This is a genomic window from Thermoactinomyces intermedius, assembly GCF_013912365.1.
GTDB lineage: Bacteria > Bacillota > Bacilli > Thermoactinomycetales > Thermoactinomycetaceae > Thermoactinomyces > Thermoactinomyces intermedius.
This window is the reverse complement of record NZ_JACETT010000009.1, coordinates 47678-70731: the sequence shown is the minus strand read 5'-3', so window position 1 is coordinate 70731 and position 23054 is coordinate 47678. Positions and strand designations below refer to the sequence as shown.

Below are 23054 nucleotides of genomic sequence, written 5' to 3'. Positions count from 1 at the left end.
TTGACACTCCACACGGCTGAAGCCGTGGGATTCTTGGGTCGTTAGCGTCCGCAGTCCGTTTCCGTTTTGGACAACGCCCAAGTTCAGGGGTGTGTCATCACCCCGTCCCATGTGGTTAGAGTGTACCCACATGGGCGGCGTACCTGTTACCAGTACGCTAGGCTACTAACCCAGAAATGGCTTTAGCTATATTGATTGCTCCATTCAGATCAGCATGGCAGGTATAACCACACTTTTTGCATCTGAACTGGATGCCATTTCGATTCGCTTTTTCACAATGACCACATTTACAGGTTTGACTGGTGTAGTCTGGTTTAACTAATTCAAAGCGAATACCTACCATTTCTGCTTTGTACTTAATCATTTTCTGTAGCTGATAGAAAGCCCATGAATGAAGGTTTCTACCAGCTTCTTTTTTAGACTTTGCCCTATTTCGAATATCCGTCAAATCTTCCATTCGAATGATACCAACACCGTTGGTCAATGCGAAATCTACGATTTGACGGCTGATTTTATGGTTCTGATCTTTCATCCAACGAGACTCTTTATCTTTTGATTTTTTGATGGCGGAAAGTTTTTTCAGTTTACCTAGCTTTCTTCGTCTAGCCGCAAAACGTCTACGAACAAAAGCAACTTGGTTTCCTTTGAAGAATAATGATTTTGTTCCAACACTGGCGACAGCTATGTATCTCAGTCCTAGATCAACTCCCATGACTTTAGTTTCTTTCCGTTGTTCTACTTCAAAAGTGATTGGAATGGCGATATACCATTTTCCTTTTTTCCTGTATAGCTCGCTGGCACCCTGTTTGACGGTTCCATTTAGGATTCTCTCTAACCATGCCTGCTGATAAGGACGGGCTACAACGGGTACACCGATCCGCTTTTCCAAAGTTGGAAAGGAAACCGTATAGAAGTCTCCAACCTTTTCCACCTTGAGGTTCTGATTGTTGAAGCAACACCATAGCTGTTTGAATGATTTCGCGTTTTGGTTTTTCTTTTTTGACTTGACTTCCCGAATCGTCTGGTTCACTACAGCAGACGGAAATTTTCCATGAGAAAACTCTTTGAAAATCTTACTGGTTGCCTTGTTCACCTCTGGGTGAACAAGTAGCCAGTTAGCAAATGCTGTGTTTATTTCCGTCATTCGCTGATACATATCCTGTTTGGCTTGAGTTGGCTTATGTAGTTCTAGCCTTAGTGTGATCGTCGGCATTGATTCACCCCCTTTTCTTTTGAGATTCCACATAGTGTTTGATTGTTTCACTTGATACATTCCCTGCTGTACTAACGAAGAAAGAGCGTGTCCAAAGACTTGGCAGATGAGACAGGTGTTTAAATTCCTGTCTTAATCGTCTGGAAGTCACTCCTTTCACTCTTGCCATAATATCTGATGGAGAATCAGAGGGAAGACAATTCAAGAACAAATGACAATGATCAGGCATCACTTCCATAGCAAGAATGATCCAATCATTCTCTTGGCAAATTTCTTCTACTAACTGCCTGAATCGCTCTTCCACTCTGTTCACTAACACTTTTCTTCGATAACGTGGGCAGAAAACAAAATGATAGTTAATTAAAGATACAGTTGTTTTCGTTCTTCGATATTCTTGTTCCATATTATTAATTGTATCAGTTTAATGGTCATACTGCAACAATTAAAGATAAAAAATTGTTGCTCTAAGCAATCCCATGAAGGGATTACCGAGCAACGCCGTCTTTCATCCCACGATTCAAACCGTGGGCTTTCAGACGGCATTTTCTGTAAACCGGATACAAAACGGCACAGCCCGGGGCAGTGTCGTTTTTTTACATAATCTTGTCCGGAGTGCATATATTTGTACAAACCCGAACGGGAGTGGGGTGAGATCATTTGATTCTGGTTCGGATTTGTTCGGTCGGGCTTGTCACAGCCATCCTGATGATGATCTTTGTCTGGCCGGAAGGAGCAAGAGCCGAAGTTACAGAGGATTTGGCTCCCGGGGCAAAAGCCGCCATTTTGTATGATGCTTCTTCAGGCCGTGTTTTATTTGAGAAGAATGCAGAGGAACCCATGTTGATTGCCAGTTTGACCAAAATCATGACGGCGATCATTGCGATTGAAAACGGAAATTTGGATGAAGAGGTGACCATCAGCCCCAATGCGGAAGGGGTGGAAGGATCCTCCATCTACTTGAAAGCCGGCGAAAGAATACCGCTTCGCACTTTATTGTACGGACTGATGTTGCGTTCCGGAAATGACGCGGCAACGGCGATCGCCGAACACATCGGCGGATCGGTGGAAGGATTTGTTTATTTAATGAATGAAAAAGCCGCCTATCTGGGTCTGGAACACACACATTTTGCCAATCCGCACGGTCTGGATCAAGAGGGGCATTATTCATCGGCCAAAGATTTATCCGTATTGACGGCATACGCGCTCAAAAATCAGGTTTTTCAGGAGATTGTCAAAACAGAGGTCAAGACGGTGTCCTGGCCTGGCGAGAAATGGAAAAGGAAATTTTACAATAAGAATAAGATGTTGCGTTTTTATAAATGGGCAGACGGTGTTAAAACGGGATTCACCAAAAAAGCGAGAAGAACGCTGGTTTCTTCTGCGACCAAAGACGGCCACCAGTTAATCACCGTTACTTTGAATGACGGGGATGATTGGCGGGATTCCATGAACATGCTGGAGTACGGCTTTCAACATTATGATTTGGTTTCCTTGGTGAAAAAAGGACAGATTCTGTCCGGTCAGACCTATGAAACGGATGATCACAAAAAATTCCGGGTTGTTGCCGGTGCTTCCTTTGATTATCCGCTGACGGAAGAAGAAAAAAAGCAGGTTACGGTCAAGCCGGTCATCAGTTATCCTCTCCGGCTGGTGACAAGCGACCGCATGCAAGTGGGAAGTGCCCGGATTTACGTAAACCGGCAATTGATCGGATCGGTTCCTTTGGAAGTCAAAATGGAGCCCGAACCATCCATGATGAAAAAGTGGTTTCAATCCTTCGGGCTGATGCTTTGGAAAAAAGGGTGAAGCAAAAATGATCCATTATATTTGGATTTTTATGATTTTAAGCGGGGTGGTGGCTGCGGCTTTGCAGGGGAAATTGGAGTTGGTGACAAAAGCGGCCTTACATGGTGCGGAAGAAGGGGTTTCTGTTTGTTTGGGACTGATCAGTATCATGGTGTTTTGGTTGGGGATGATGCGGATTGCCCGAGATGCCGGCTTGTTGGAAAAGCTGGCGAAGATCTTGCGTCCGGTTGCCCGGTTTTTGTTTCCGTCCGTGCCCCATGACCATCCGGCGATGGGATACATTTTATCGAACATGAGCGCCAACCTGTTTGGATTGGGAAATGCCGCGACCCCCATGGGACTCAAGGCGATGGAAGAGTTGCAAAAATTAAACCCCGACCGGAAGACGGCCACTCCTGCGATGTGCACTTTGCTTGCCCTGAACACTTCGGGACTGACATTGCTTCCGACAACGATTATCGGGATCCGGTTGAAACACGGTTCGGTGAACCCGACGGAGATCATCGGCCCGACATTGCTGGCCACCTTGATTGCCACTTCTGTCGCCATCCTGTTGGATCGTTATTACCGAAAGCGCACGTTTGACGAGAATGGGCGACGGAAGAAGTAATCAAACTGGGAAGAGGGTAAATCGGATGTTTGAAGTGATCAGTTTTGTTTCCAATCTGATGTTGCCGGCCATTGTGGTGTTTGTTCCGCTGTATGCCGTATTTCGCAAGGTGCCCGTTTATGACAGTTTTGTCGAGGGGGCCAAGGAAGGATTCCCGACGGCGATCTCGATTATCCCGCACCTGGTCGGCATGATGGTGGCAGTTTCCATTTTCCGGGATACCGGCGCTTTGCAGTTTTATTTGCAATTTTTGAAACCGGTGCTCAGCTGGGTGAAGATCCCGGAAGAAGTGGTTCCGATCGGGATTTTGCGGCCGATTTCCGGAACCGGTTCCCTGGCCTTTGTGGAAAGCGTTCTTCGCACCTACGGGCCGGACTCCTTTTTGGGGAAGCTGGCATCCACGATTCAGGGAAGCACCGACACCACTTTATATGTGCTGACGGTTTACTTTGGCGCCGTGGGAATCCGCAATTCCCTCTATGCGCTGAAAGTCGGTTTGTGGGCGGATTTGGCGGGATTTTTGGCCGCCTGGATCATTTGTACATTGATTTTTTTGCCCGGTTGAGCAGAGAAAGGCATTTTCTGCGATACCGGGTTTTAACATGTCTGAAAATAACAGGGCCGTCCGGTTTGACTTGTATGAAACTTTGTAAACAGTTAAGATGACTAAGAGGTGAGCTTGGCATGGAGCGTTTGCAAAAAGTGTTGGCACAGGCGGGAGTCGCCTCAAGAAGACGTTCGGAAGAATTGATCCGTTCCGGAAGAGTGAAAGTCAACGGACAACGGGTCACCGAACTGGGTACCAAGGTGAATCCCCGCCAAGACCGGATCGAGGTGGATGACCGTCCGGTCGTGTTGGAGAGAAAAAGAACGTTTTTGTTTTATAAACCGGAGCAAGTGATTACCAGTATGCATGACCCGCAGGGCCGGAAAGTGGTGGCTGACTATTTCCGCGATATCCCGGAGCGTGTTTTCCCGGTCGGGAGGCTGGATTACGATACCGAAGGTTTGCTGATCATGACCAACGATGGCGAACTGACCCATCGTTTGCTTCATCCGCGTTACAAGGTAAATAAAGTATACATAGCCACCGTGGAAGGAAAACCCGGCCCAAAAGCGTTGAAACAGCTGGAAAGGGGCGTGAAACTGGAGGATGGATGGACGGCCCCGGCCAAAGTCCGCTTTCTTTCCCATTCCAGCCAGGACAATACTTCCCGGGTGGAACTGACGATTTATGAAGGGAGAAAGAGACAAGTCCGGCGCATGTTGAAAGCGGTCGGGCACCGTGTGATTCATCTGATCCGGGTCCGGTTTGGATTTTTGACGCTGGAAGGGTTAAGCAAGGGGGAATTCCGGGAGTTGACGGATGAAGAAATTCAGCGGTTAAAAAAAGAGATTTTGTGAACATCTTTCAAATCATCGTCACATGTTCCTAATCGAAAACCAAACTTAAATGTATAATTAGTTAATGAAATCACGGAGTTTTCGTGAATGGATCACAGGGGGGAGTCATGCGTGATAGATAACAGTAAATGTGAGTGCGGACACAATAACCCTGTTGGCACCATATTGTGCGAGTACTGCGGAAAACCGCTGGACAAGTCCATCGAAGAAAAGGAAAATATTGCTGAGGAGATGCGCTATGAAGGGAAGGCAAGACGTTCCCAAACGGCACAACCCTCCCCGTTTGACCGGGTCTGGAATTTCTTCTCCTCAGTGAAAGTTGCCATTATTTTGATTGTCGTTACTTTGATCGCCGCCGGCATCGGCACCATTTTTCCTCAAGAAATCTATGTCCCCTCTTCCGATCCAAAGAGTTACTATGAGGAGCACTATGGAATTTGGGGGAAACTTTATTATGCACTTGGTTTTTCGGATATGTACAACTCCTGGTGGTTTTTCCTGCTTTTGGCGATGATCGGGGTTTCGCTTGTGGTCTGCAGTTTGGACCGGGTGGTTCCTCTTTATAAAGCGCTTAAAAACCAAACTGTGACCAAAAGCCCGGAATTTATCCGCCGGCAACGGATTGCGCATGTGGAGCATGTGTCCGATGAACACCCGGAGCAAAAGATTGATGAGATCGCGCAAGCATTGAGTAAGAAGCATTATCACATCCGGCGCGAAAACGGGGCGCTGCTTGCGGAAAAAGGACGGATCAGCCGATGGGGTCCTTACATCAATCATATCGGGTTGATTATTTTTTTATTCGGGGTTTTGTTGCGGTATGTGCCGGGTTGGTACCTGAACGAAACGTTATGGGTCCGGGAAGGGGAAACCAAAAAAGTCCCGGAGACACCGTATTATGTGAAAAATGAGCGCTTTACCATGGAGTTTTATGATCAACAAAGCAAGGATGAAGGGCCGGTTGTCAAGAAATACCAGACCGATGCCGTGTTGTATGAAAAGGACAAGCAGACAGGAAAGTTAAAGCCGGTCAAAAAACATGGGATCATTGTGAATAAACCGCTTGAATACAACGGCTTGTTGTTATATCAATCCAGCTTTGAGACCGGATTGCTCCAAAAAATTTCTTTTAAAGTCACGGAGAAAAATTCGAAAAAAGAGCTGGGAACCTTCACCGTTGATTTGAATAACCTCCGGAAGGACCAGGTTTATCCGGTCGGAAATTTGGAAGTCCGGGCACTGGAATATTATCCGGACTTTGCCATGGAAAACAATCGCCCGGTGACCAAATCGCAGGAACCGAACCGCCCGGCTTTTGTCTTTGAAGTCCGGGAAAAAGGGGCGAAAACGGGAGAAAAATCTTGGGTCATCTCCGGTCAGGATTTGGGCGATTTGTTGAAAGACAATCACTATAACATTGATCTGGCCAATATCCACACGGTGAATTCCTCCGGGCTCATGGTTCGCGTCGATAAAAGTTTGCCGGTGATTTTTACGGGAGGATTCATTTGCATGATCGGGCTGGTGATGGGATTTTACTGGCACCATCGCCGGGTCTGGGTCCGGGTAGCCGACGGCTCCTTATACGTTGGCGGGCACACCAACAAAAACTGGTACAGTTTTTACCGCGAACTGTCTGCGCTGGATGTATTTAAAGATTATGACTTGAAGCCGGCGAAAAAATAGGGGGAAAAGACGATGGAACAATTGATGGAGAATCTCCTTTTTGGCACCTTCTTTTTATATTTGATTTCTTCTGTCGCGTTTGTGATGGGAATCTCCAAAGACAAAAATGAAAAAAATGAACAAAGAAAACGACGGTGGGGGAATATTGCCGTCGGGCTTGCCATCGTGGGAGCCGTTTTTCAAACATTGTTCATCATCACAAGAATGTTGATTGGCGGCCACTTCCCGACAAGCAACATGTTTGAGTTTACGGCTTTTCTATGTTATGCCATTGTCATCGCGTTTGTAATTGTTTATTTTATCTATAAAAATGTTGTTTTAGGGGCTTTTGTCATGCCTCTGGCTGTGATTTTGCTGGCTTATGCTTCTGTTTTCCCGCGGGATGTCCAGCCGCTGATCCCGGCTTTGCAAAGTTACTGGCTGCCGATTCACGTGTCGACGGCAGCGCTGGGGCAAGGGGCCTTTGGGATCGGTTTTGTCGCCGGATTGATTTATCTCATTAAAACCGTCGGGAATCAGAAATCAGGGAAAAATGCCTTTTGGCTGGAAACCACTCTGTTGATTGTTTTGATGTTTCTTGGATTCAGTATTGTTCAATTTGCCTTTGGCCTCGTTGATTATGAAGCGAAATTTTCGCATACTGTTGATGGGGAGGCAAATGTTCAGGAGTACTCGCTTCCTCCCATCGTGAGTCCAACCGATAGTCAAATTATTCAAATGGATTCCTTCCCGGGCCTGAATGAACCGCTGTTTGAAAGTCCGGGCTGGATGAAGGGAGAAAAAGCGGCAAGCAAATTGAATTCTGTCATTTGGTCTGTAATTACCGGACTGATTTTATACGGGCTTTTGCGGTTGATCTTGAGAAAGCCGCTTCGAACAGTACTTCATCCGCTGTTAAAAGACTTGGACAGCGAATTGGTGGATGAAATTTCTTACCGCGCGATTGCAATCGGTTTCCCGATTTTTACATTGGGCGCGCTGATTTTTGCAATGATTTGGGCTCATCAAGCGTGGGGCCGCTTCTGGGGATGGGACCCGAAAGAAGTGTGGGCACTCATTACCTGGCTCTTTTACAGCGCTTATTTGCATTTGCGGCTGTCCCGCGGTTGGCACGGGTTGAAGTCGGCATGGCTGGCGGTTGGCGGTTTTGTGATTATCATGATTAATTTAATCGCAATTAATCTAGTGATCACCGGTTTGCATTCATATGCGTAAATCAAAGCAGCAGGGGTGAAGTAACTTGGACAAACAGTATCAGATTCTGGTGGTGGATGATGAAGACCGCATTCGTCGGTTGCTTCGCATGTATCTGGAAAGAGAAGGCTATTTGATCGAAGAAGCGGAAGATGGCGAAAAAGCTTTGCAAATGGCGCTGGATAAAAACTATGACTTGATTTTGCTGGATTTGATGTTGCCGGGGATGGACGGATTGGATGTTTGTGCCGAATTGCGAAAGAAAAAAGCAACGCCCGTGATCATGCTGACGGCCCGGGGAGAAGAAGCCAACCGGGTGGAAGGCTTTGAATCCGGAACCGATGATTACGTCGTCAAGCCGTTCAGCCCCCGGGAATTGGTACACCGGGTGAAAGCCGTGTTGCGCCGGGCCTCGGCGACCGCTTTCCTGACCACCAATATAGAAACGCATAATGTGATTGTGTTTCCCGAACTGACGATTGATCATGATGCCCATGAAGTCAAAGCGGGCGGCAAGAAAATCCAATTGACACCGAAAGAATATGAGCTGCTTTATTATCTGGCCAAATCTCCCGATAAGGTTTTCACCCGGGAACAGTTGTTGCGGGATGTATGGCATTATGAATTTTTTGGGGATTTGCGCACGGTTGACACACACGTGAAACGATTGCGTGAAAAACTGAACCGCGCTTCCACCAAAGCAGCGAAGATGATCACCACGGTGTGGGGAGTCGGTTACAAACTAGAGGTGCCGAAAGAGTGATTTGGAGAAGTGTAGTCGGTAAGCTGTGGATCACCATCATTATTCTTGTTTCCCTGGTGCTGGTGCTGTTAAATCTCTTTTTGAACGAACAAGTGGAGAAAACGTATGTTCGTGACCAGAAGAAAAGTTTGGAGCAACTTGCCGGAGAGATCCAGAAAAAGTTCAATCAACCCGGATATGATCATATCCAGTATCTGAATAATGTCCTGCAAGTCTCTGAACTTTTCCATACATATATCGTCACGTTGGATGCCAGCGGATCGGTGAGCAACTACGGGGTTTCTCCCCATGTGCCGAACGTTCCCTGGCAGGAAGTTTTGTCGCAAGATGATTTAAACCGGGTGTTAAAGGGCGAAACGCTTTTTATTCAGGGAAAAGTCCGGGTAAAGTCCGATCCGGGAAATTTTCCGTTCTTTAAAAATGACGTCTTGCTCGTTGCCGTTCCGCATATTGTCAACGACAAAACGGTGGGGGCGATCGTGCTTTACCAAACCCAGGAACAGTTGAGCGAGACGGACATCAAGCGGTGGATTTTTTACTCTTCGCTGATCGGCATCGTGTTGACGACCATTTTTGCCTTTTTCTTGTCAACCCGGATTTCCCTGCCGTTGGTGCAGATGAAAAAAGCGGTGGAAAAGATGGCACGCGGCGAGTTTTCCACCCGGGTTCCGGTCCGCTACCATGAACGGGACGAAATTGCCGAATTGTCGATGACGTTTAACCGGATGGCCTCCCAATTGGAAGACTCGATCCATCAGCTGTCACAAGAAAAAGAACAATTGGCAAGCATTTTAAAAAGTATGTCGGATGGCGTTTTGACCATCAGCAAATATGGAAAAATCATTTTGACCAACCCCATTGCCGACCGTTTTCTCGCGCAGTGGAAAGATGACACCCCCAAAGATGCCTTGCCCAAACCGTTGCAAGATCTTTTCAGGCAAGTGACCGACGACCATAAAGAGTATACCGGGGATATCACGGCCCGTGGACGGACGTGGGTGGTGGTCATGTCCCCGCTTTACACCGACACCGGGGACCAAGTGCGCGGGGTGGTGGCCGTGTTGAGGGATGTCACGGAAGAGAGAAGATTGGACAAACTCAGAAAAGATTTTGTTGCCAATGTTTCTCATGAATTGAGAACCCCGTTGCAAATGTTGCAAGGTTACAGTGAAGCTTTGATGGATGACATTGCCGACACACCGGAAGAGCGCCGGGAACTGGCCAAAGTGATCAATGAAGAGTCTCAAAGGATGAGCCGTCTGGTCCGTGAATTGCTCGACTTGGCCCGCATTGAATCGGGGCATATTCAAATCGTTCCCACGGAAGTTCCGCTGGATGAGTTTATCCAGCGGGTGATCCGCAAATTCCAGGGAATGGCAAAGGAGAGCAATGTCCAGTTGGCTGCCGTGTTCAAAGAAGAAACGCAGCCGGTTGTCTATTGGGATGAAGACAAAATCGAGCAGGTTTTGACCAATCTGATCGACAACGCGATCCGTCACACACCGAGTGGAGGAAACGTCCATGTACACGTCGGTGTCGAAGACGGAAAAGTGCATATCGATGTGGAAGATACCGGTTCGGGAATTCCGGAAGAAGATTTGCCCTTTGTGTTTGAGCGCTTCTACAAAGCGGACAAAGCCCGGACCCGGGGTCAATCCGGTGGAACCGGAATCGGTTTGTCGATTGTCAAACACCTGGTGGATGCGCATGGAGGCAATGTCTCTGTCAAAAGCGAGACCGGAAAGGGAACGGTGTTCATGATTGAATTGCCGCTTCGGATCGAAGAGAATAATGAGTTTTTTATCGGCTGAAGAAAAAGCACGGATCTCACAGGGATCCGTGCTTTTTTACGGGAGAAAGTTACTTTTGGAATGCTCTGGGGACCAAGGGGCGCATCAAAATTTGATTGTAAATCACCCCTTTGGGTGCTGAAACAATGGTCCATACCGCTTCGGCCACTTGTTCGGCTTCCATGGCGTATTCTTTGTAGTTGTTGAAGTTGGTTTTGATCGATCCCGGACAAAGAGCCGATACTTTGACTTGATGAGGTTTTAATTCGAGCGTCAGTGCATCGGTCAGTGCCATCAATCCAAATTTGGAAGCGCAATATCCGGCTCCGGAAGCAAATGCCTCGGTTCCGGCGATGCTGGAAATATTGACAATGTGCCCTTCGGTTTTTTTTAAATGGGGAATGGCGTATTTACAGTGAAGAAAAGCGCCTTTCAAATTGACATTCATCATTTCGTCCCATTCTTCTTCACTTAATTCTTCCACAGGCGAAAAATATCCGAGACCGGCGTTGTTGATCAGGATGTCCAGCCGGCCGTACTTTTCGATGGTATCATCGATGACTTTTTTGACTTGCCGGGAATCTGTGACATCGCAAGCGACGGGATCGATGGTGCCTTGGAACTCCCCGGCCAATTCATTCAGTTTTTCGATGCTGCGGGCGGTGGCGATGACTTTGATGTTTTCTTTCGCCAGACGCCGGGTGATGGCAGCGCCCAATCCTTTGCTTGCGCCTGTCACAATGGCGATTTTTTGTTCCGCTTCCATTACTGATCCTCCAATCCTGACAGATTGATTCTGAATCTCTATTATAAATCAATTTCATGCAAGGATTGAATGTTATCGATTTGCAGAATCAAATCAATCAGGTTTTTGGTAAGCGGTTTGTCAATTCGGAGAATCATGATGGCCTGGCCCCCGATGCCCAGCCGTCCCACTTGCATGGTCGCAATGTTGACATCTTCGCTTCCGAGCAAAGTTCCGACCCGTCCGATGACGCCGGGCAAATCCTGATGCTGAATAAACAGGAGATGTCCTTTGGGGGTGACATCCACCGGATAATCGTCCACCTTGGTAATGCGGGGCCCAAAGCCGTTTAACAGGGTTCCCGCCACGCTGCGGATTTCTTTGGAGGTATGCACTTCCACCCGGATATATTGCGTGAAACCATGGCTGGCCATCGTTTTTTGTTCCACGATTTGAACGCCGCGTTTTTTGGCGAGATGGGGCGCATTGACATCATTTACATTGGATAAGTAATGAGAAAGCACTCCTTTTAAAACCGTGCGGGTCAGTGGGGAAACATCCAATTCGGCTACTTCCCCGCCATAGGTGATGGTGATCTGCGACAGGGCGCCGTTGCTGATCTGGGAGACGAATTTTCCCAGCTTTTCGGCCAATTCTTGATACGGAAGCAGTTTTTGTCTCAGTTCGGCCGGGACGGATGGCAGATTGACGGCATTTTTAAAAGGTTCCCCACGCAGGATGTGAAGCACTTCTTCCGCAACGTCCAGGGCCACATTTTCTTGAGCTTCGACGGTGGAGGCTCCCAGATGCGGAGTTGCGATCACCTGAGGCAGGGAAAGAAGCGGATGGTCCTCAGGCGGTTCCGACTCAAACACATCCAGTGCGGCTCCGGCCACCTTTCCGTCCAAAATGGCCTGATACAGGGCTTCTTCATCGATGATTCCGCCCCGGGCACAGTTTAAAATCCGGACACCGTCTTTCATTTTGGAAAACATGTCATGATTGATCAAGTGTTTGGTTTCTTTGGTCAATGGCGTGTGTACTGTGATGAAATCACCTTTTTGGATCGCTTCTTCCAAACCGGCTTTGGTGACGCCCAATTTTTCGGCCCGGTCTTTGGACAGGTAAGGGTCGTATCCAATCACGTTCATCCGGAAGGCTTTGGCGCGTTTTGCCAGTTCGGATCCGATCCGTCCGAGCCCGATGATGCTGAGGGTTTTTCCGTTCAATTCCGTTCCCACATACTCTTTGCGCAGCCATTTGCCTTGCAGCAGAGAGTGGTATGCTTGCGGAATATTGCGGGCCAATGACAACAACATGGCAAATGTATGTTCAGCGGTGGATATCGTATTGCCGTCCGGAGCGTTGACCACAATGATTCCTTTTTGGGTGGCGGCCTGGACATCGATGTTGTCCACACCGACCCCGGCACGGGCGATTACTTTCAAACGCCGGGCTTTTTCGATAACTTCGGCGGTCACTTTGGTTTGGCTGCGAACCAGAAGAGCATCGGCATCTTCGATGGCTGTCAGCAGTTCTTCTTGGGATAATTTTGATTTTTGGATTACTTCAATATCCGGGGATTGTTGTAATTTTTCAATCCCTTGGTCGCTGATCGGATCGGTGATCAATACTTTAAACATCCATCATCACCTCTTGTGCTGCTTTGGTGGCCATTCCCGGTTCAACGGATTGTCCCATTTGCGAAAGAGTAACTTCAACGGCGGCAAGAACCGTCAGGATATCCCACTCGTCACAGTAACCCATGTGCCCGATTCGGAAGATTTTCCCTTTCAGGTGTTGTTGTCCGCCGGCGACATAAAAGCCGTGGCTTTGCAATTTTTTGCGGAACGCCTCCACATCCCACTTCTCCTGCGACGCATCGATGGAGGTGACGGTCGGGGAAGCGTGGCGGTCATCGGCCATCAAGGTCAGGCCGGAAGCCCGGATGCCGGCACGGGTGATGTTTTTGAGACGTTCATGCCGGGAGCATACATTTTCAAAGCCTTCTTCTTCCAAAAGGGACAAGGATTCTTTCAAACCGTACAAAAGGGAGACGGCTGCGGTGAAAGGAGTGGTGTCCTCCTGTTCCAGTTTCCGGCGATACGCTTCAAGATTCAAGTAAAAACGGGGTTGCCGGTTGCCGGCAATCACTTGCCAGGCACGTTCGCTCACGGCAAGAAAAGCAAGTCCCGGCGGCAGCATCAGTGCTTTTTGGGAACCGGTCACCATAATGTCGACGCCCCAATCATCCATTTGGCAGGGAACTGCCCCGACACAGCTGACGCCGTCGACGATCACCAAAGCATCGGAATGTTGCCGGACGGTTCGGGCCAGTTCCGCAACGGGATTCAAAACGCCGGTGGATGTTTCGCAATAAGTCAGAAAGACGCTTTTGGCACCGGGATGTTTCTTTAAAAAGTCAGCCAGTTGCTCCGGTTCGCATGCTTTACCCCAGGGAATGTCCAAGCGATGCAAACCGATCCCGTATGTTTCGACGATTTTGGCAAAGCGGTCGCCAAATGCACCGGTGACCACGACAACGGCTTCATCCCCGGGGGATAAAGTGTTGACGACAGCCGCTTCCAATGCCGAAGTTCCGCTGCCTGCCACAATGAGCGGTTGCTGTCTGGTTCCGAAGATGGGTTTCAACCGCTCGGAACATTCCTGAATCAGTTGGGAAGCCAAACGGCTCCGGTGCCCGATCACCGGTTGTGTCATGGCCCGCTGGACTTGAGGCGGAACGGGGGTCGGACCGGGAATGCGCAGATGATATTTGTCTTTTAAAGGCATGAAGATCTCCTCCTATCCAAGGTGAAAGTCAATAAAAAAACCTTACATCCCCACACCTGTGGCAACAGGTGAGGGACGTAAGGTCCGTGGTGCCACCCTCATTCGCAATTGGTTCGCACCAATTGCCTCATCAAGTCCGAAAAGGACTCATGATGTAACGGATCATCCGGATCTGCCTACTCTGTCTTTCAGCAGACCGCTCGGGAGTGCTCCGCATCGGGCAAACTGCCGATTCGCAGCAAACATCGGCTCTCTGAGAGTTTGCCGGCTGATGCTTGGCTCCTTCATCGCTTTAATCATCTGAATTTTGATAAATAATGTAACATGGCGGGGAAGTACTGTCAACCCGTAAAGAAGAAAAATGTTGAGGCATAGAAAAAAAGGTTTGTGTTAACATTGAATTATTCAGTTTTGCTGATGGCGATCCGGAGGAAAGGAGGAAAAGCGGTGGGGATCAGCGGAACGAATTACATTTTGTCCGGATTGAATGAGAGACAACAAGAGGCTGTAACGGCACCCTGCCAGCCGACCGTGGTGTTCGCCGGGCCGGGAAGCGGAAAAACGACGGTGCTGACAAGAAGAATCTTATATTTGATGGATCAGGGGACAGCACCCGGACAGATCATGGTGGTGACGTTCACCCGGGCAGCGTCACGAGAGATGAAAAGCCGTTTACAGGAAGTGAACCCCGTGGATACGGACAAACTGTGGATCGGAACGTTTCATTCTTTGTTTCTTTTGATGTTGCAAGAAAGCGGCATGAGAATCCCTCCTTTGTTGAAAGACGGCAGGCAAAAAGAAGCCATCCGCAACATCTTGTCCCAACTGAACCAGCCCACCGATGATGACACGATCGGCACGTATCTTCAGCAAATCGGATTATGTAAAGCGCATGCCATTCTCCCGGCCAGAATGAAAGTCCAAAAGCAAAAAAACATCTTGTTTCGGGAAATTTATTCTTTATACGAAGCATGGAAACGGGAGCAGGATTATTGGGATTATGATGATATCTTGCTGGCGATGTACCATCAGGTGAAAAAACCGGAGTTTCTTGCGCGGTGGCAAGAACGGTTGATACATATTTTGGTGGATGAGTTTCAGGACATCAACCGGATTCAATACGACATTCTGGTCCGGTTGGCTTCCAGGCACCGCCTGCTGTATGCCGTCGGGGATGATGATCAATCGATTTACGGATTCCGGGGCAGCGATCCGGAAATCATGCTGCAATTAAAAAAAGATTTTCCCGATCTGAAGCGATACATCCTGACCACCAACTACCGGTCCGCCGATCCGATCATTCAAGCCAGTGAACGGTTGATCCAAAAAAACCGCTTCAGGCAGGCCAAAGTCCGGCATGGACTGGGAAAGGAAGGTGCGGATGTGGAATGGATGGAGCCGGAAGACGAGAATGAAGAGGCCGAACGGATTTTATTCCGGATCCAGGACGGCGCCGACACGGCGGTATTGTTCCGAACCGCCACCCAGGCGCGCGCTTTGGTCGATGCGTTGGTACGAAAGGGCATCTCTTTTTATATGTCAGGAGAGTTTTCTTTTTACCGCCGGTGGCAGATCCAGGATCTGTTTTCTTATTTTCGTCTGGCCAAAGACCCGGATGATCTGGACGCCTTGATCCGCATCATCAACAAACCCAAACGTTACTTGTTTCAAGAAGAATGGATCGATGCATGCTGGTCCCTGTCCAAAAAAAGCGGGCGGTCGCTGGTGGATACATTGCCGTCACTGCCGGGATTGGAACCGTATCAAGTCCGCCATTTGGACAAGCTGGGAAAAGATCTGCGGGAAATCCAGTCATGCTCACCGGTTGAAGCGATCCGGCATTTGCGGTTTCAAACGGGATATGACCGGTATTTAGAAGCATTTGCGAAGGAAACGGGGGCGGAGCTCGAGCAGTTGACCGAACCGTTGGATGAACTGATGGTCGCCGCGGAGAATTTTTCCGATCTTCCGGAGATGCTCGCGCATGCGGAAAAAGTGGAAGAAGCGTTAAAACAGACCAATCCCGACACGGCCAAAATCAAGCTGATGACGCTTCACCGTTCCAAAGGTCTGGAGTTTGACCGGGTTTTCATTATCGGATTACAGGCGCAAATTCTTCCGCATCACCGGAGTCTTCAGGTGGCGGAGGAACGAAAAAGTGCCGCCTGGGAAGAAGAACGGCGCTTGTTGTATGTGGGAATGACCCGTGCGCGAAAAGAACTGATTTTGTCCTCGGCCAAAACCAGGCAGGGAAAAAAAGCTGCTCCTTCGCCGTTTTTAAAAGACATCGGAATCACCGGGGAAACCCGGCGGGCACAAGGGGGAACGGATAAGAAACCGGAAGCCGCTTCCCCTGTAAAGCCGTCCGATCTGAAAAAGCAACCGCAAATGCGATTTATCCATGAAGAATTAACCATCGGCATGATGATTCACCATACCCGGTTCGGAACCGGGATCATTGAAGATGTCGTTCCCATTGAAGGGGTGGCTCCCGGCAGAAAAATTCTGGTGCGGTTTCAAGGCCAGCGTCAATCCTTGCACTATGAATTATCCCGGCAGTTGGGATTGATCCTGCAGGCATGAAAAAGGTCAGGGACACGGGTTCCCTGACCTTTTGTCAATTTCCCAGAAAATAAGGAATGGTAAACGCAAGACCGACGACAAGAAGGATGAAAATCCAGGAAAGCGGGTGAGCCCAATTATTGGTCCAGCCGATCCCGAAACGTTTTTCCACAAAAATCGCCGGATCATTTTTATTAAAGTAAAACTGTCCAAGCTTCCAGTATTGGTCCTCATCCCGGTTGATCATATCCCCGTTTTTGCCGGAAACCGTTTTGACCCGGCTGCCGCCTTGTCCCGTTGTAAAGGATAGGATAAGTGCGGCGATCAAAATTCCGATGGTAATGACGAGTGAAACGGCAGTCACCAGTCCCGCGGAAACCGGGTGGATCCATGAAAAGGATGACAGAGACAACATCGAAACCAAAACGGTTCCGGAAAGGATGGTGAAAAGGGACCATCTGCGCCGGAAAATGACATTTTGCCGGATGGATTTTTCCGGATTTTCCGCGCCGATTTGTTGTTTGGCTTTGCCGATGATGATGTTGATCCATAAAAACAGAAGGGTTAAATAGACCTGCATCACCGGTGGAAAGAGAACCGTCCGGTAAGATTTTTCCGCATAGCGGGTTACCTTTCCGTTCAAGTCATATTGCATGGGGATCTTTTCCGGGATCTGTTCATAAACATGGATGAAATAGATCAAAGTGGCAAGCGCAAGCGAAAAGGGAATCAAAAACCATAAATGGGAGTAAGTCAGTTTTTGCTGGCGAAAGCCGGTATCCACAACCACCATCTGCTTTTTCTCTTTTCCCCAATCCGCTTGTTTTTTCAATGCTTTCATTTTTCGGTGAAAGATTAAGTAAGCCAAAAAGTTGACAGCCAAATAAGCAACAAGAAGAAAAACAAACCAAAGACCAAGCGATTCCTCGTCGTCACATATCATGGATCCCGGAACAAACATGGCAAGGACGGCCAATCCGATACCGGCCATGATCCAGGCATATTGCTTGCGCATCTTTTTAAGTTCCGGAAGATGATAAACTTTTTCCGGGATGGAGACGCCAAAACTTTCCGTCCGACGGGTCCAATAGGGAATGAAACAAAGGGAAATCAATACGGGAATCATGATGAGGCACATCAGTAACACACTTGTACTCACGGGTTGTCACCTTCCCTGTCGGTGAATTTTTCAAACAAGCGGCTGCAAAGCTGTTGAAATTCCTTTTCCCCGATTCCGCGGCAAACGGATTCGGCGATCAGGGGAGAAAGGGATTGTTCCAGTTTTATCCGGTATGCTTCATCCGCTTCCGGAACCCCTTCCGGATGAACGACCACGCCCTTTTGTCTGTGAATCAAAATGAAGCCTTCCTGTTTTAACTGTTGGTAAGCTTTATTGACCGTGTGCAGGTTGATTCCGATGTCAGCGGCCATGGCTCTTACCGAAGGAAGGCGGTCGCCCGGTTTTAATTCTTTTTTGGCGATCCCGGCGATGATTTGATGCTTTAACTGCAAATAAATCGGTTCATCGGATTCGAAGTCCAAAAAAATTTGCATCCTTCCACCACCTTCCTTTCATTCTATATGTTATATATATAATATAACAAACAAATAAAAACAGGCAACAGAAGGCACAAAAAAAGCACCTGAAAGGATCAGGTGCTTGTTCAAGGAGACATTATTTATTTTCTTGATACCGCTTTTGACATTCTTCATAAAGTTGAGCCGCAAAGTCAGCATCTTTCCAGCCTTCGATCTTGGTTTCTTTATTTTCGAGGTCTTTGTACACCTGGAAGAAGTGTTCGATCTCTTTCAACACATGGGGAGCCACGTCTTCCAGGGAGTTGACTTTGTCAAAGCGGGGATCATCAACCGGAACCGCCAATAATTTTTCATCCGGGCCTTTGTCATCCGACATCAGCAACACGCCGATCACCCGGCTGGAAATCACGCAACCCGGGAAGGTCGGGAACGAAGTCAGGACCAAAATATCCAACGGATCCCCGTCTTCCGCCAGGGTGTTTTCAAGATAACCGTATTCGGTCGGATAATGCATGGGAGAGTAAAGAACCCGGTCCAGTCGGAATACGCCAAGTTCTTTATCATATTCGTATTTGTTTTGGCTTCCGGTCGGAATTTCAATGAATGCATCAACTACGAGTGGATTGGACATCTTTGTTCCTCCTTTGGTATGTATAACCTAACCATCATTGTAGACGTTTTTTTACAGATTCGCAATAAAGAAGGTGCTCCGGGTATGCTACAATCATAAAAAAGGGGAGAAAATATGATAAATGAAATTTCCGCAAAAGAGTTTGCGAAAAAAATTCAAAGCCAAAAGCCAGAGAAGGGTGAAATGGTGATCGTTGATGTGCGCGAACCCGAAGAATGGCATGATTACCATTTGGAAGGCTCGAAGTTAATGCCATTGGGATCGTTGCACCGGCAAATTCATGCACTCAATAAGCAGCAAAAAATTTATGTGATATGCGCCCATGGCGTCCGCAGCTTCTATGCCGCGCAATATCTGCTTCAACAAGGGTTTTCCGATGTGGTGAATGTCGAAGGGGGCATTCAACGCGTTCGGCTGTATTTGGAGGAATTTGAAAAATGAAAAAGCTACCCGGAAAAAAACCGGGTAGCTTGTGCGCATTATTCCTCGACTTTAATGGAATCCGTGGGGCATCCTTCTTGAGCGTCTCGGACATCTTCCCAAAGTTCTTCAGGAACATCTGCGGTTCCGGTGTTGTCGTCAAGAATCACATATGCAATGCCGTCTTCGTCATAGTCATACACGTCGGGAGCCGTTGCTCCGCAAGCACCACAAGCAATGCAAGTATCTTTATCTACCCAAGTGCGCATAAGTACAAATCTCCTCCCGTGAATAAATACCAATGAGCTAAGTCCACTACCAACCCTCATTTTAGAACGAATTGGTTGGAATTGCAAGAAGCGGATTGAGAGGGATGACCATGAAGGAACACGGTTCCAACGATTCATCATCCACGGCGAAGCAAGTGCTGTCCGCCTTTTATATTACCCAGTTTTTGTTATTTGCAATCAGTGCCGTCGCTTTATGGTGGCAAGGGAAATCACCGGAGCATTTATTCTCCTTTCATGATATACATATGTGGGTGTGGGGAATCGGTGCGGGAGGATTAATTCTGGCCGTCGATGCCGTGCTCATGGCCTGCGTTCCCGAAAGCTGGATGGACGACGGGGGATTGAATCAACTGCTGTTTGAGAATCGCTCCCGCGTGCATGTTCTTGTGATTGCGTTGATCGCGGCGGTCTCGGAAGAGATGTTTTTCCGGGGCGTTCTTCAGGAATGGCTGGGGATCTGGATGACCAGTGTCGTGTTTGTGCTCCTGCATACACGGTATTTAAAAAAATGGTTGTTGATGGCCGTTGTTTTTGCCATCAGTGCAGGGCTCGGTTGGTTGACGGAATGGTTCGGCAACATTACTCCCGCCGTGATTGCGCACGGACTGGTCGATTTTGTTTCCGGATTGTTCATCCGTCACAAGGCAAAAAGCGGGAGGAAGCTCAAAACTTGACAGCCACTTCAAGATGTTTTAATTATTTTATATGCTGATCTAGGCAAGAGAGTTGTTGATTGTGTATGATGAATATAGAAAAAGGAGACTTGACCCCGTCACATGTTCTTTTTTTTCACATAAGGTATAGGGGAAGGTCTCCGGCGAGGGAGGGTAGGCCATGCGTGTCGAACGGCTTGGGGGAGATAAAATCCGCTTTTTCCTCACTTTGGATGATCTGGCTGATCGCGGTATTGAAAAAGAGGATATTTGGCGGGATATCCCCAAAGTGCATGAGTTATTTAATGACATGATGGAACATGCCTATCAGGAGTTGGGATTTGAAGTGACCGGACCCGTGGCTGTGGAAGTGTTTGCATTGCCTGCACAGGGGATGGTGGTTGTCGTCACCCGTGGTCAGGCTCCGGGCGATACGGAGGAGGAAATCAGCCATGATCCGGAAATCTATGAACTGGAAGTGACGATGGAGGAAACAAAAGACCTGGTTTTCTGTTTCCATGACTTCGAAAATTTGGTGCAGGCCGCCCATCGCGTGAAACATCTCACCCAAGGAGGACAGGTTTACGCTTTTCAGAATCGTTACTATCTCCTTTTCGGGCAAGAGATGCAATCAGATGATTTGGAAACCCTGGTGGCCATCTTGTCCGAATTCGGTGAAATGTCCACGTGTACCATTCCTTATTTGCAAGAATACGGAAAAGTGGTTTGTGAAGATCATGCGGTTCAACAAATATCCCATTACTTTGGATGACATAGATTGCGCACCCGTTTTCAGGCGGGTGCGCTTTTCATGACGTTTTATCCACAACCAATTGAAAATGCTCAAATTTTCGAAGCTGGCCGGTTTTGCCCGCAAGGACCCCCGGAAAGACACGTTCCACGGACAGATGCTGGGTTTTATGCGCGGCCAGCGCTTTGGCGATTTGTTGATGGTAAGGGCTTACATCCACTTTTTCAGTTACATGTTCGTCCGGCACGAAGGAAACGGGAGCGGAATAAAATCGGGCGATTGATTCTGGTATGACAATATAGTAAAGTTTGGTTGGGAAAGAAATATTTTGCACAGCTGTGAGTGTTGCTTTTTGAATGACTTTATGATCCGGATGTCCGGAAATTCCGGACGGTGGGAAGGTGATAATCCGATCGGGGCGAATTTCATTCATCACGGAACACAGTTCACTGACGATGGTCGAAAAAGGCTTATCGGCTAAACGTCCGTCACCGTAATTTTTAAGGATGAGCCGGTCCATTCCCAAAATGGACAGAGCATTTTTCAGTTCCTGTGTCCGGACGTCACCCAGTTCTTCTTGTGTGCACAGGGGAGGGTTGCCGGTTTTGCCGGCTTCGCCGCGGGTGGCGCAAAAAAGGATCTGTTCGTGTCCCGATTGATGAAAGTGACAAATGGTTCCCCCGCAGCTGAAGGTTTCATCATCAGGATGGGCAAAGACGTACAATATTTTTTGACACATGATGATTTTCCTTTCTTCGTTTAACGTATTGGTTTGGAGCGCACTTTTTTTGAGTTTAGTTCTTCTGAGGAATATTGTATACTTAGATATGTTTAAAGGGAATGAAAAGTAGTATTTTTTCTGAGGTGGTCAGGATGGCACAACAATCAGTTGCAGAAAGTCATCAAGAAGATAAAGAAAACATGGATGTTCTTGCTTCCACGCAAACCGTGATCAAAGAAGCTTTAGAAAAATTAGGTTATTCAGAAGCGGTATATGAATTGTTAAAAGAGCCGTTAAGGGTTTTGACGGTAAGGATTCCCGTGAGAATGGACGACGGATCCGTCAAGGTTTTCACAGCATACCGGGCACAACATAATGACTCGGTCGGACCGACCAAAGGTGGCGTCCGTTTCCATCCGAATGTCACTGAAACCGAAGTGAAAGCGTTGTCAATTTGGATGAGTTTGAAAGCAGGGATTGTCGATCTTCCTTATGGCGGCGGAAAAGGCGGCGTGGTTTGTGATCCGCGCAATATGTCGTTTCGGGAATTGGAACGTTTGTCCCGCGGTTATGTGAGGGCGATCAGTCAGATTGTGGGTCCCACCAAAGACATTCCGGCTCCGGATGTTTACACCAACTCGCAAATCATGGCATGGATGATGGACGAATACAGCCGGATTCGTGAATTTGATTCCCCCGGGTTTATCACCGGAAAGCCGTTGGTGCTCGGCGGTTCACGTGGACGGGAAACAGCGACGGCCAAAGGCGTGACTTTGATGATCCGCGAAGCGGCGAAAAAGCGGAACATTGATTTGAAAAATGCACGGGTTGTGATTCAGGGATTCGGGAATGCAGGCAGTTATTTGGCCAAATTCATGCATGACTCCGGTGCCAGGGTGATCGGGATTTCCGATGCTTACGGAGCCCTTTACGATCCGGACGGCCTGGATATCGATTATCTCCTGGATCGCCGTGATTCATTCGGCACCGTGACCAACCTGTTCAAAGACACGATCACAAACCAGGAATTGTTGGAATTGGATTGTGACATCCTGGTGCCCGCCGCGGTCGGAAATCAAATCACCGCCCAAAATGCACACCGGATCAAGGCGGATATCGTGGTGGAAGCCGCCAACGGTCCCACGACTTTGGAAGCGACCAAAATCCTGAATGACCGTGGTGTTTTGCTGGTGCCGGATGTGCTTGCCAGTGCCGGCGGTGTGACGGTTTCTTATTTTGAGTGGGTGCAAAACAACCAAGGCTATTATTGGACGGAAGAAGAAGTCGAGGAAAAATTGGAAAAAATCATGGTGAAAGCGTTTGAAAATGTATATCGTACGGCGCAAACACGAAATGTGGATATGCGTTTGGCGGCTTATATGGTCGGTGTGAGAAATATGGCGGAAGCATCGCGTTTTCGTGGCTGGGTATAGTATAATAAAAGACTTGGAGAACACCCTTTGCGGGGTGTTCTTCTTTTGCA

23 protein-coding genes and 1 other annotated feature are annotated in these 23054 nt (G+C 48.1%); of the genes, 13 read left to right on the top strand and 10 right to left on the bottom strand.

Annotated elements, in window-relative coordinates:
• Positions 1–157: 157 nt before the first annotated feature.
• Together H1R82_RS03005 and tnpA are read right to left on the bottom strand one after the other, a co-directional pair.
• On the bottom strand, positions 158–1213 hold the full coding sequence (locus H1R82_RS03005; RefSeq protein WP_181732029.1) for an RNA-guided endonuclease TnpB family protein: 1056 nt from the start codon (positions 1211–1213) through the stop codon (positions 158–160).
• Positions 1214–1217: 4 nt separating this feature from the next.
• Positions 1218–1616, bottom strand: a complete 399-nt coding sequence (gene tnpA, locus H1R82_RS03000; RefSeq protein WP_181732030.1) for an IS200/IS605 family transposase — start codon at positions 1614–1616, stop codon at positions 1218–1220.
• 254 nt (positions 1617–1870) lie between these two features.
• On the opposite strand from tnpA, the gene H1R82_RS02995 reads away from it, so the two are divergent.
• The 8 genes from H1R82_RS02995 (at position 1871) to H1R82_RS02960 (ending at position 10487) form a co-directional block, all read left to right on the top strand.
• Entirely contained in the window at positions 1871–3019 is a 1149-nt protein-coding gene (locus tag H1R82_RS02995; protein WP_232333962.1) for a D-alanyl-D-alanine carboxypeptidase family protein, read from the top strand.
• A gap of 7 nt (positions 3020–3026) precedes the next feature.
• Positions 3027–3629, top strand: a complete 603-nt coding sequence (locus H1R82_RS02990) for a nucleoside recognition domain-containing protein (protein ID WP_181732031.1) — start codon at positions 3027–3029, stop codon at positions 3627–3629.
• A gap of 25 nt (positions 3630–3654) precedes the next feature.
• Complete coding sequence (locus tag H1R82_RS02985) at positions 3655–4194, top strand: spore maturation protein (protein WP_181732032.1); 540 nt, start codon at positions 3655–3657, stop codon at positions 4192–4194.
• 119 nt (positions 4195–4313) lie between these two features.
• Positions 4314–5033: a pseudouridine synthase gene (locus H1R82_RS02980; RefSeq protein WP_181732033.1), complete on the top strand. Its 720-nt coding sequence runs from the start codon at positions 4314–4316 to the stop codon at positions 5031–5033.
• 111 nt (positions 5034–5144) lie between these two features.
• The gene (locus H1R82_RS02975; RefSeq protein WP_309544779.1) at positions 5145–6719 is read left to right on the top strand and encodes a cytochrome c biogenesis ResB family protein; all 1575 of its coding nucleotides are present in this window, start codon (positions 5145–5147) and stop codon (positions 6717–6719) included.
• 12 nt (positions 6720–6731) lie between these two features.
• Entirely contained in the window at positions 6732–7934 is a 1203-nt protein-coding gene (gene ccsA / locus H1R82_RS02970; protein WP_181732034.1) for a cytochrome c biogenesis protein CcsA, read from the top strand.
• Positions 7935–7959: 25 nt separating this feature from the next.
• The gene (locus H1R82_RS02965; protein ID WP_037997548.1) at positions 7960–8676 is read left to right on the top strand and encodes a response regulator transcription factor; all 717 of its coding nucleotides are present in this window, start codon (positions 7960–7962) and stop codon (positions 8674–8676) included.
• Positions 8673–10487, top strand: coding sequence for an ATP-binding protein (locus H1R82_RS02960; protein ID WP_370527045.1), 1815 nt, complete (start codon positions 8673–8675; stop codon positions 10485–10487). The genes H1R82_RS02965 and H1R82_RS02960 overlap by 4 nt, the downstream gene beginning before the upstream one ends.
• Before the next feature lie 49 nt (positions 10488–10536).
• On the opposite strand, the gene H1R82_RS02955 is transcribed toward H1R82_RS02960, so the two are convergent.
• From H1R82_RS02955 to H1R82_RS02945, 3 genes are read right to left on the bottom strand one after another with little or no spacing between them, the layout of a single operon-like run.
• Entirely contained in the window at positions 10537–11232 is a 696-nt protein-coding gene (locus tag H1R82_RS02955) for an SDR family oxidoreductase (RefSeq protein ID WP_181732035.1), read from the bottom strand.
• A gap of 41 nt (positions 11233–11273) precedes the next feature.
• Positions 11274–12854: a phosphoglycerate dehydrogenase gene (gene serA, locus H1R82_RS02950; protein ID WP_181732036.1), complete on the bottom strand. Its 1581-nt coding sequence runs from the start codon at positions 12852–12854 to the stop codon at positions 11274–11276.
• The gene (locus tag H1R82_RS02945) at positions 12847–14004 is read right to left on the bottom strand and encodes a pyridoxal-phosphate-dependent aminotransferase family protein (RefSeq protein WP_181732037.1); all 1158 of its coding nucleotides are present in this window, start codon (positions 14002–14004) and stop codon (positions 12847–12849) included. Before H1R82_RS02945 ends, serA begins: the two co-directional genes overlap by 8 nt.
• Positions 14005–14072: 68 nt before the next feature.
• Positions 14073–14301, bottom strand: a binding site (T-box leader).
• 150 nt (positions 14302–14451) lie between these two features.
• Between H1R82_RS02945 and H1R82_RS02940 the strand changes: the two genes are divergently transcribed.
• Positions 14452–16587 carry an ATP-dependent helicase gene (locus tag H1R82_RS02940; RefSeq protein ID WP_181732038.1) on the top strand — a complete coding sequence of 712 codons (2136 nt, stop codon included), beginning with the start codon at positions 14452–14454 and terminating at the stop codon, positions 16585–16587.
• A gap of 34 nt (positions 16588–16621) precedes the next feature.
• Here H1R82_RS02940 and H1R82_RS02935 read toward each other — a convergent pair whose 3' ends face one another.
• The 3 genes from H1R82_RS02935 to H1R82_RS02925 all read right to left on the bottom strand — a co-directional run bounded on the left by H1R82_RS02935 (position 16622) and on the right by H1R82_RS02925 (position 18736).
• Positions 16622–17725 (bottom strand): DUF1648 domain-containing protein, encoded by a 1104-nt coding sequence (locus H1R82_RS02935; RefSeq protein ID WP_181732039.1) that lies wholly within the window; start codon positions 17723–17725, stop codon positions 16622–16624.
• Positions 17722–18120, bottom strand: coding sequence for a GntR family transcriptional regulator (locus H1R82_RS02930; RefSeq protein ID WP_181732040.1), 399 nt, complete (start codon positions 18118–18120; stop codon positions 17722–17724). The genes H1R82_RS02935 and H1R82_RS02930 overlap by 4 nt, the downstream gene beginning before the upstream one ends.
• 121 nt (positions 18121–18241) lie before the next feature.
• The gene (locus H1R82_RS02925; RefSeq protein WP_037997666.1) at positions 18242–18736 is read right to left on the bottom strand and encodes an inorganic diphosphatase; all 495 of its coding nucleotides are present in this window, start codon (positions 18734–18736) and stop codon (positions 18242–18244) included.
• Positions 18737–18850: 114 nt separating this feature from the next.
• On the opposite strand from H1R82_RS02925, the gene H1R82_RS02920 reads away from it, so the two are divergent.
• A complete protein-coding gene (locus H1R82_RS02920; RefSeq protein WP_181732041.1) occupies positions 18851–19177 on the top strand; it encodes a rhodanese-like domain-containing protein in 327 nt (108 codons plus the stop codon).
• A 38-nt stretch (positions 19178–19215) separates the two neighbouring features.
• Here H1R82_RS02920 and H1R82_RS02915 read toward each other — a convergent pair whose 3' ends face one another.
• On the bottom strand, positions 19216–19425 hold the full coding sequence (locus H1R82_RS02915; RefSeq protein WP_037997672.1) for a ferredoxin: 210 nt from the start codon (positions 19423–19425) through the stop codon (positions 19216–19218).
• Between the two features lie 110 nt (positions 19426–19535).
• Between H1R82_RS02915 and H1R82_RS02910 the strand changes: the two genes are divergently transcribed.
• Both H1R82_RS02910 and H1R82_RS02905 read left to right on the top strand, forming a co-directional pair.
• A complete protein-coding gene (locus H1R82_RS02910) occupies positions 19536–20120 on the top strand; it encodes a CPBP family intramembrane glutamic endopeptidase (protein ID WP_181732042.1) in 585 nt (194 codons plus the stop codon).
• Between the two features lie 160 nt (positions 20121–20280).
• A complete protein-coding gene (locus H1R82_RS02905) occupies positions 20281–20871 on the top strand; it encodes a genetic competence negative regulator (RefSeq protein WP_181732043.1) in 591 nt (196 codons plus the stop codon).
• 37 nt (positions 20872–20908) lie between these two features.
• Here the strand turns inward: H1R82_RS02905 and H1R82_RS02900 are convergent, their stop codons facing one another.
• The gene (locus H1R82_RS02900) at positions 20909–21589 is read right to left on the bottom strand and encodes a PIG-L deacetylase family protein (protein ID WP_181732044.1); all 681 of its coding nucleotides are present in this window, start codon (positions 21587–21589) and stop codon (positions 20909–20911) included.
• Positions 21590–21723: 134 nt separating this feature from the next.
• Here H1R82_RS02900 and H1R82_RS02895 point away from each other — a divergent pair, with 134 nt between their 5' ends.
• Entirely contained in the window at positions 21724–23004 is a 1281-nt protein-coding gene (locus tag H1R82_RS02895) for a Glu/Leu/Phe/Val family dehydrogenase (RefSeq protein WP_181732045.1), read from the top strand.
• The last annotated feature ends 50 nt before the right edge of the window (positions 23005–23054 follow it).

Coding starts and splice junctions, on each gene's coding strand:
- H1R82_RS02895 (WP_181732045.1), top strand. CDS start 21,724: ATGGCACAACAATCAGTTGCAGAAAGTCATCAAGAAGATAAAGAAAAC.
- H1R82_RS02930 (WP_181732040.1), bottom strand. CDS start 18,120: ATGCAAATTTTTTTGGACTTCGAATCCGATGAACCGATTTATTTGCAG.
- H1R82_RS02925 (WP_037997666.1), bottom strand. CDS start 18,736: ATGTCCAATCCACTCGTAGTTGATGCATTCATTGAAATTCCGACCGGA.
- H1R82_RS02915 (WP_037997672.1), bottom strand. CDS start 19,425: ATGCGCACTTGGGTAGATAAAGATACTTGCATTGCTTGTGGTGCTTGC.
- tnpA (WP_181732030.1), bottom strand. CDS start 1,616: ATGGAACAAGAATATCGAAGAACGAAAACAACTGTATCTTTAATTAAC.
- H1R82_RS02920 (WP_181732041.1), top strand. CDS start 18,851: ATGATAAATGAAATTTCCGCAAAAGAGTTTGCGAAAAAAATTCAAAGC.
- H1R82_RS02900 (WP_181732044.1), bottom strand. CDS start 21,589: ATGTGTCAAAAAATATTGTACGTCTTTGCCCATCCTGATGATGAAACC.
- H1R82_RS02985 (WP_181732032.1), top strand. CDS start 3,655: ATGTTTGAAGTGATCAGTTTTGTTTCCAATCTGATGTTGCCGGCCATT.
- H1R82_RS03005 (WP_181732029.1), bottom strand. CDS start 1,213: ATGCCGACGATCACACTAAGGCTAGAACTACATAAGCCAACTCAAGCC.
- H1R82_RS02980 (WP_181732033.1), top strand. CDS start 4,314: ATGGAGCGTTTGCAAAAAGTGTTGGCACAGGCGGGAGTCGCCTCAAGA.
- serA (WP_181732036.1), bottom strand. CDS start 12,854: ATGTTTAAAGTATTGATCACCGATCCGATCAGCGACCAAGGGATTGAA.
- H1R82_RS02945 (WP_181732037.1), bottom strand. CDS start 14,004: ATGCCTTTAAAAGACAAATATCATCTGCGCATTCCCGGTCCGACCCCC.
- ccsA (WP_181732034.1), top strand. CDS start 6,732: ATGGAACAATTGATGGAGAATCTCCTTTTTGGCACCTTCTTTTTATAT.
- H1R82_RS02905 (WP_181732043.1), top strand. CDS start 20,281: ATGCGTGTCGAACGGCTTGGGGGAGATAAAATCCGCTTTTTCCTCACT.
- H1R82_RS02955 (WP_181732035.1), bottom strand. CDS start 11,232: ATGGAAGCGGAACAAAAAATCGCCATTGTGACAGGCGCAAGCAAAGGA.
- H1R82_RS02910 (WP_181732042.1), top strand. CDS start 19,536: ATGAAGGAACACGGTTCCAACGATTCATCATCCACGGCGAAGCAAGTG.
- H1R82_RS02990 (WP_181732031.1), top strand. CDS start 3,027: ATGATCCATTATATTTGGATTTTTATGATTTTAAGCGGGGTGGTGGCT.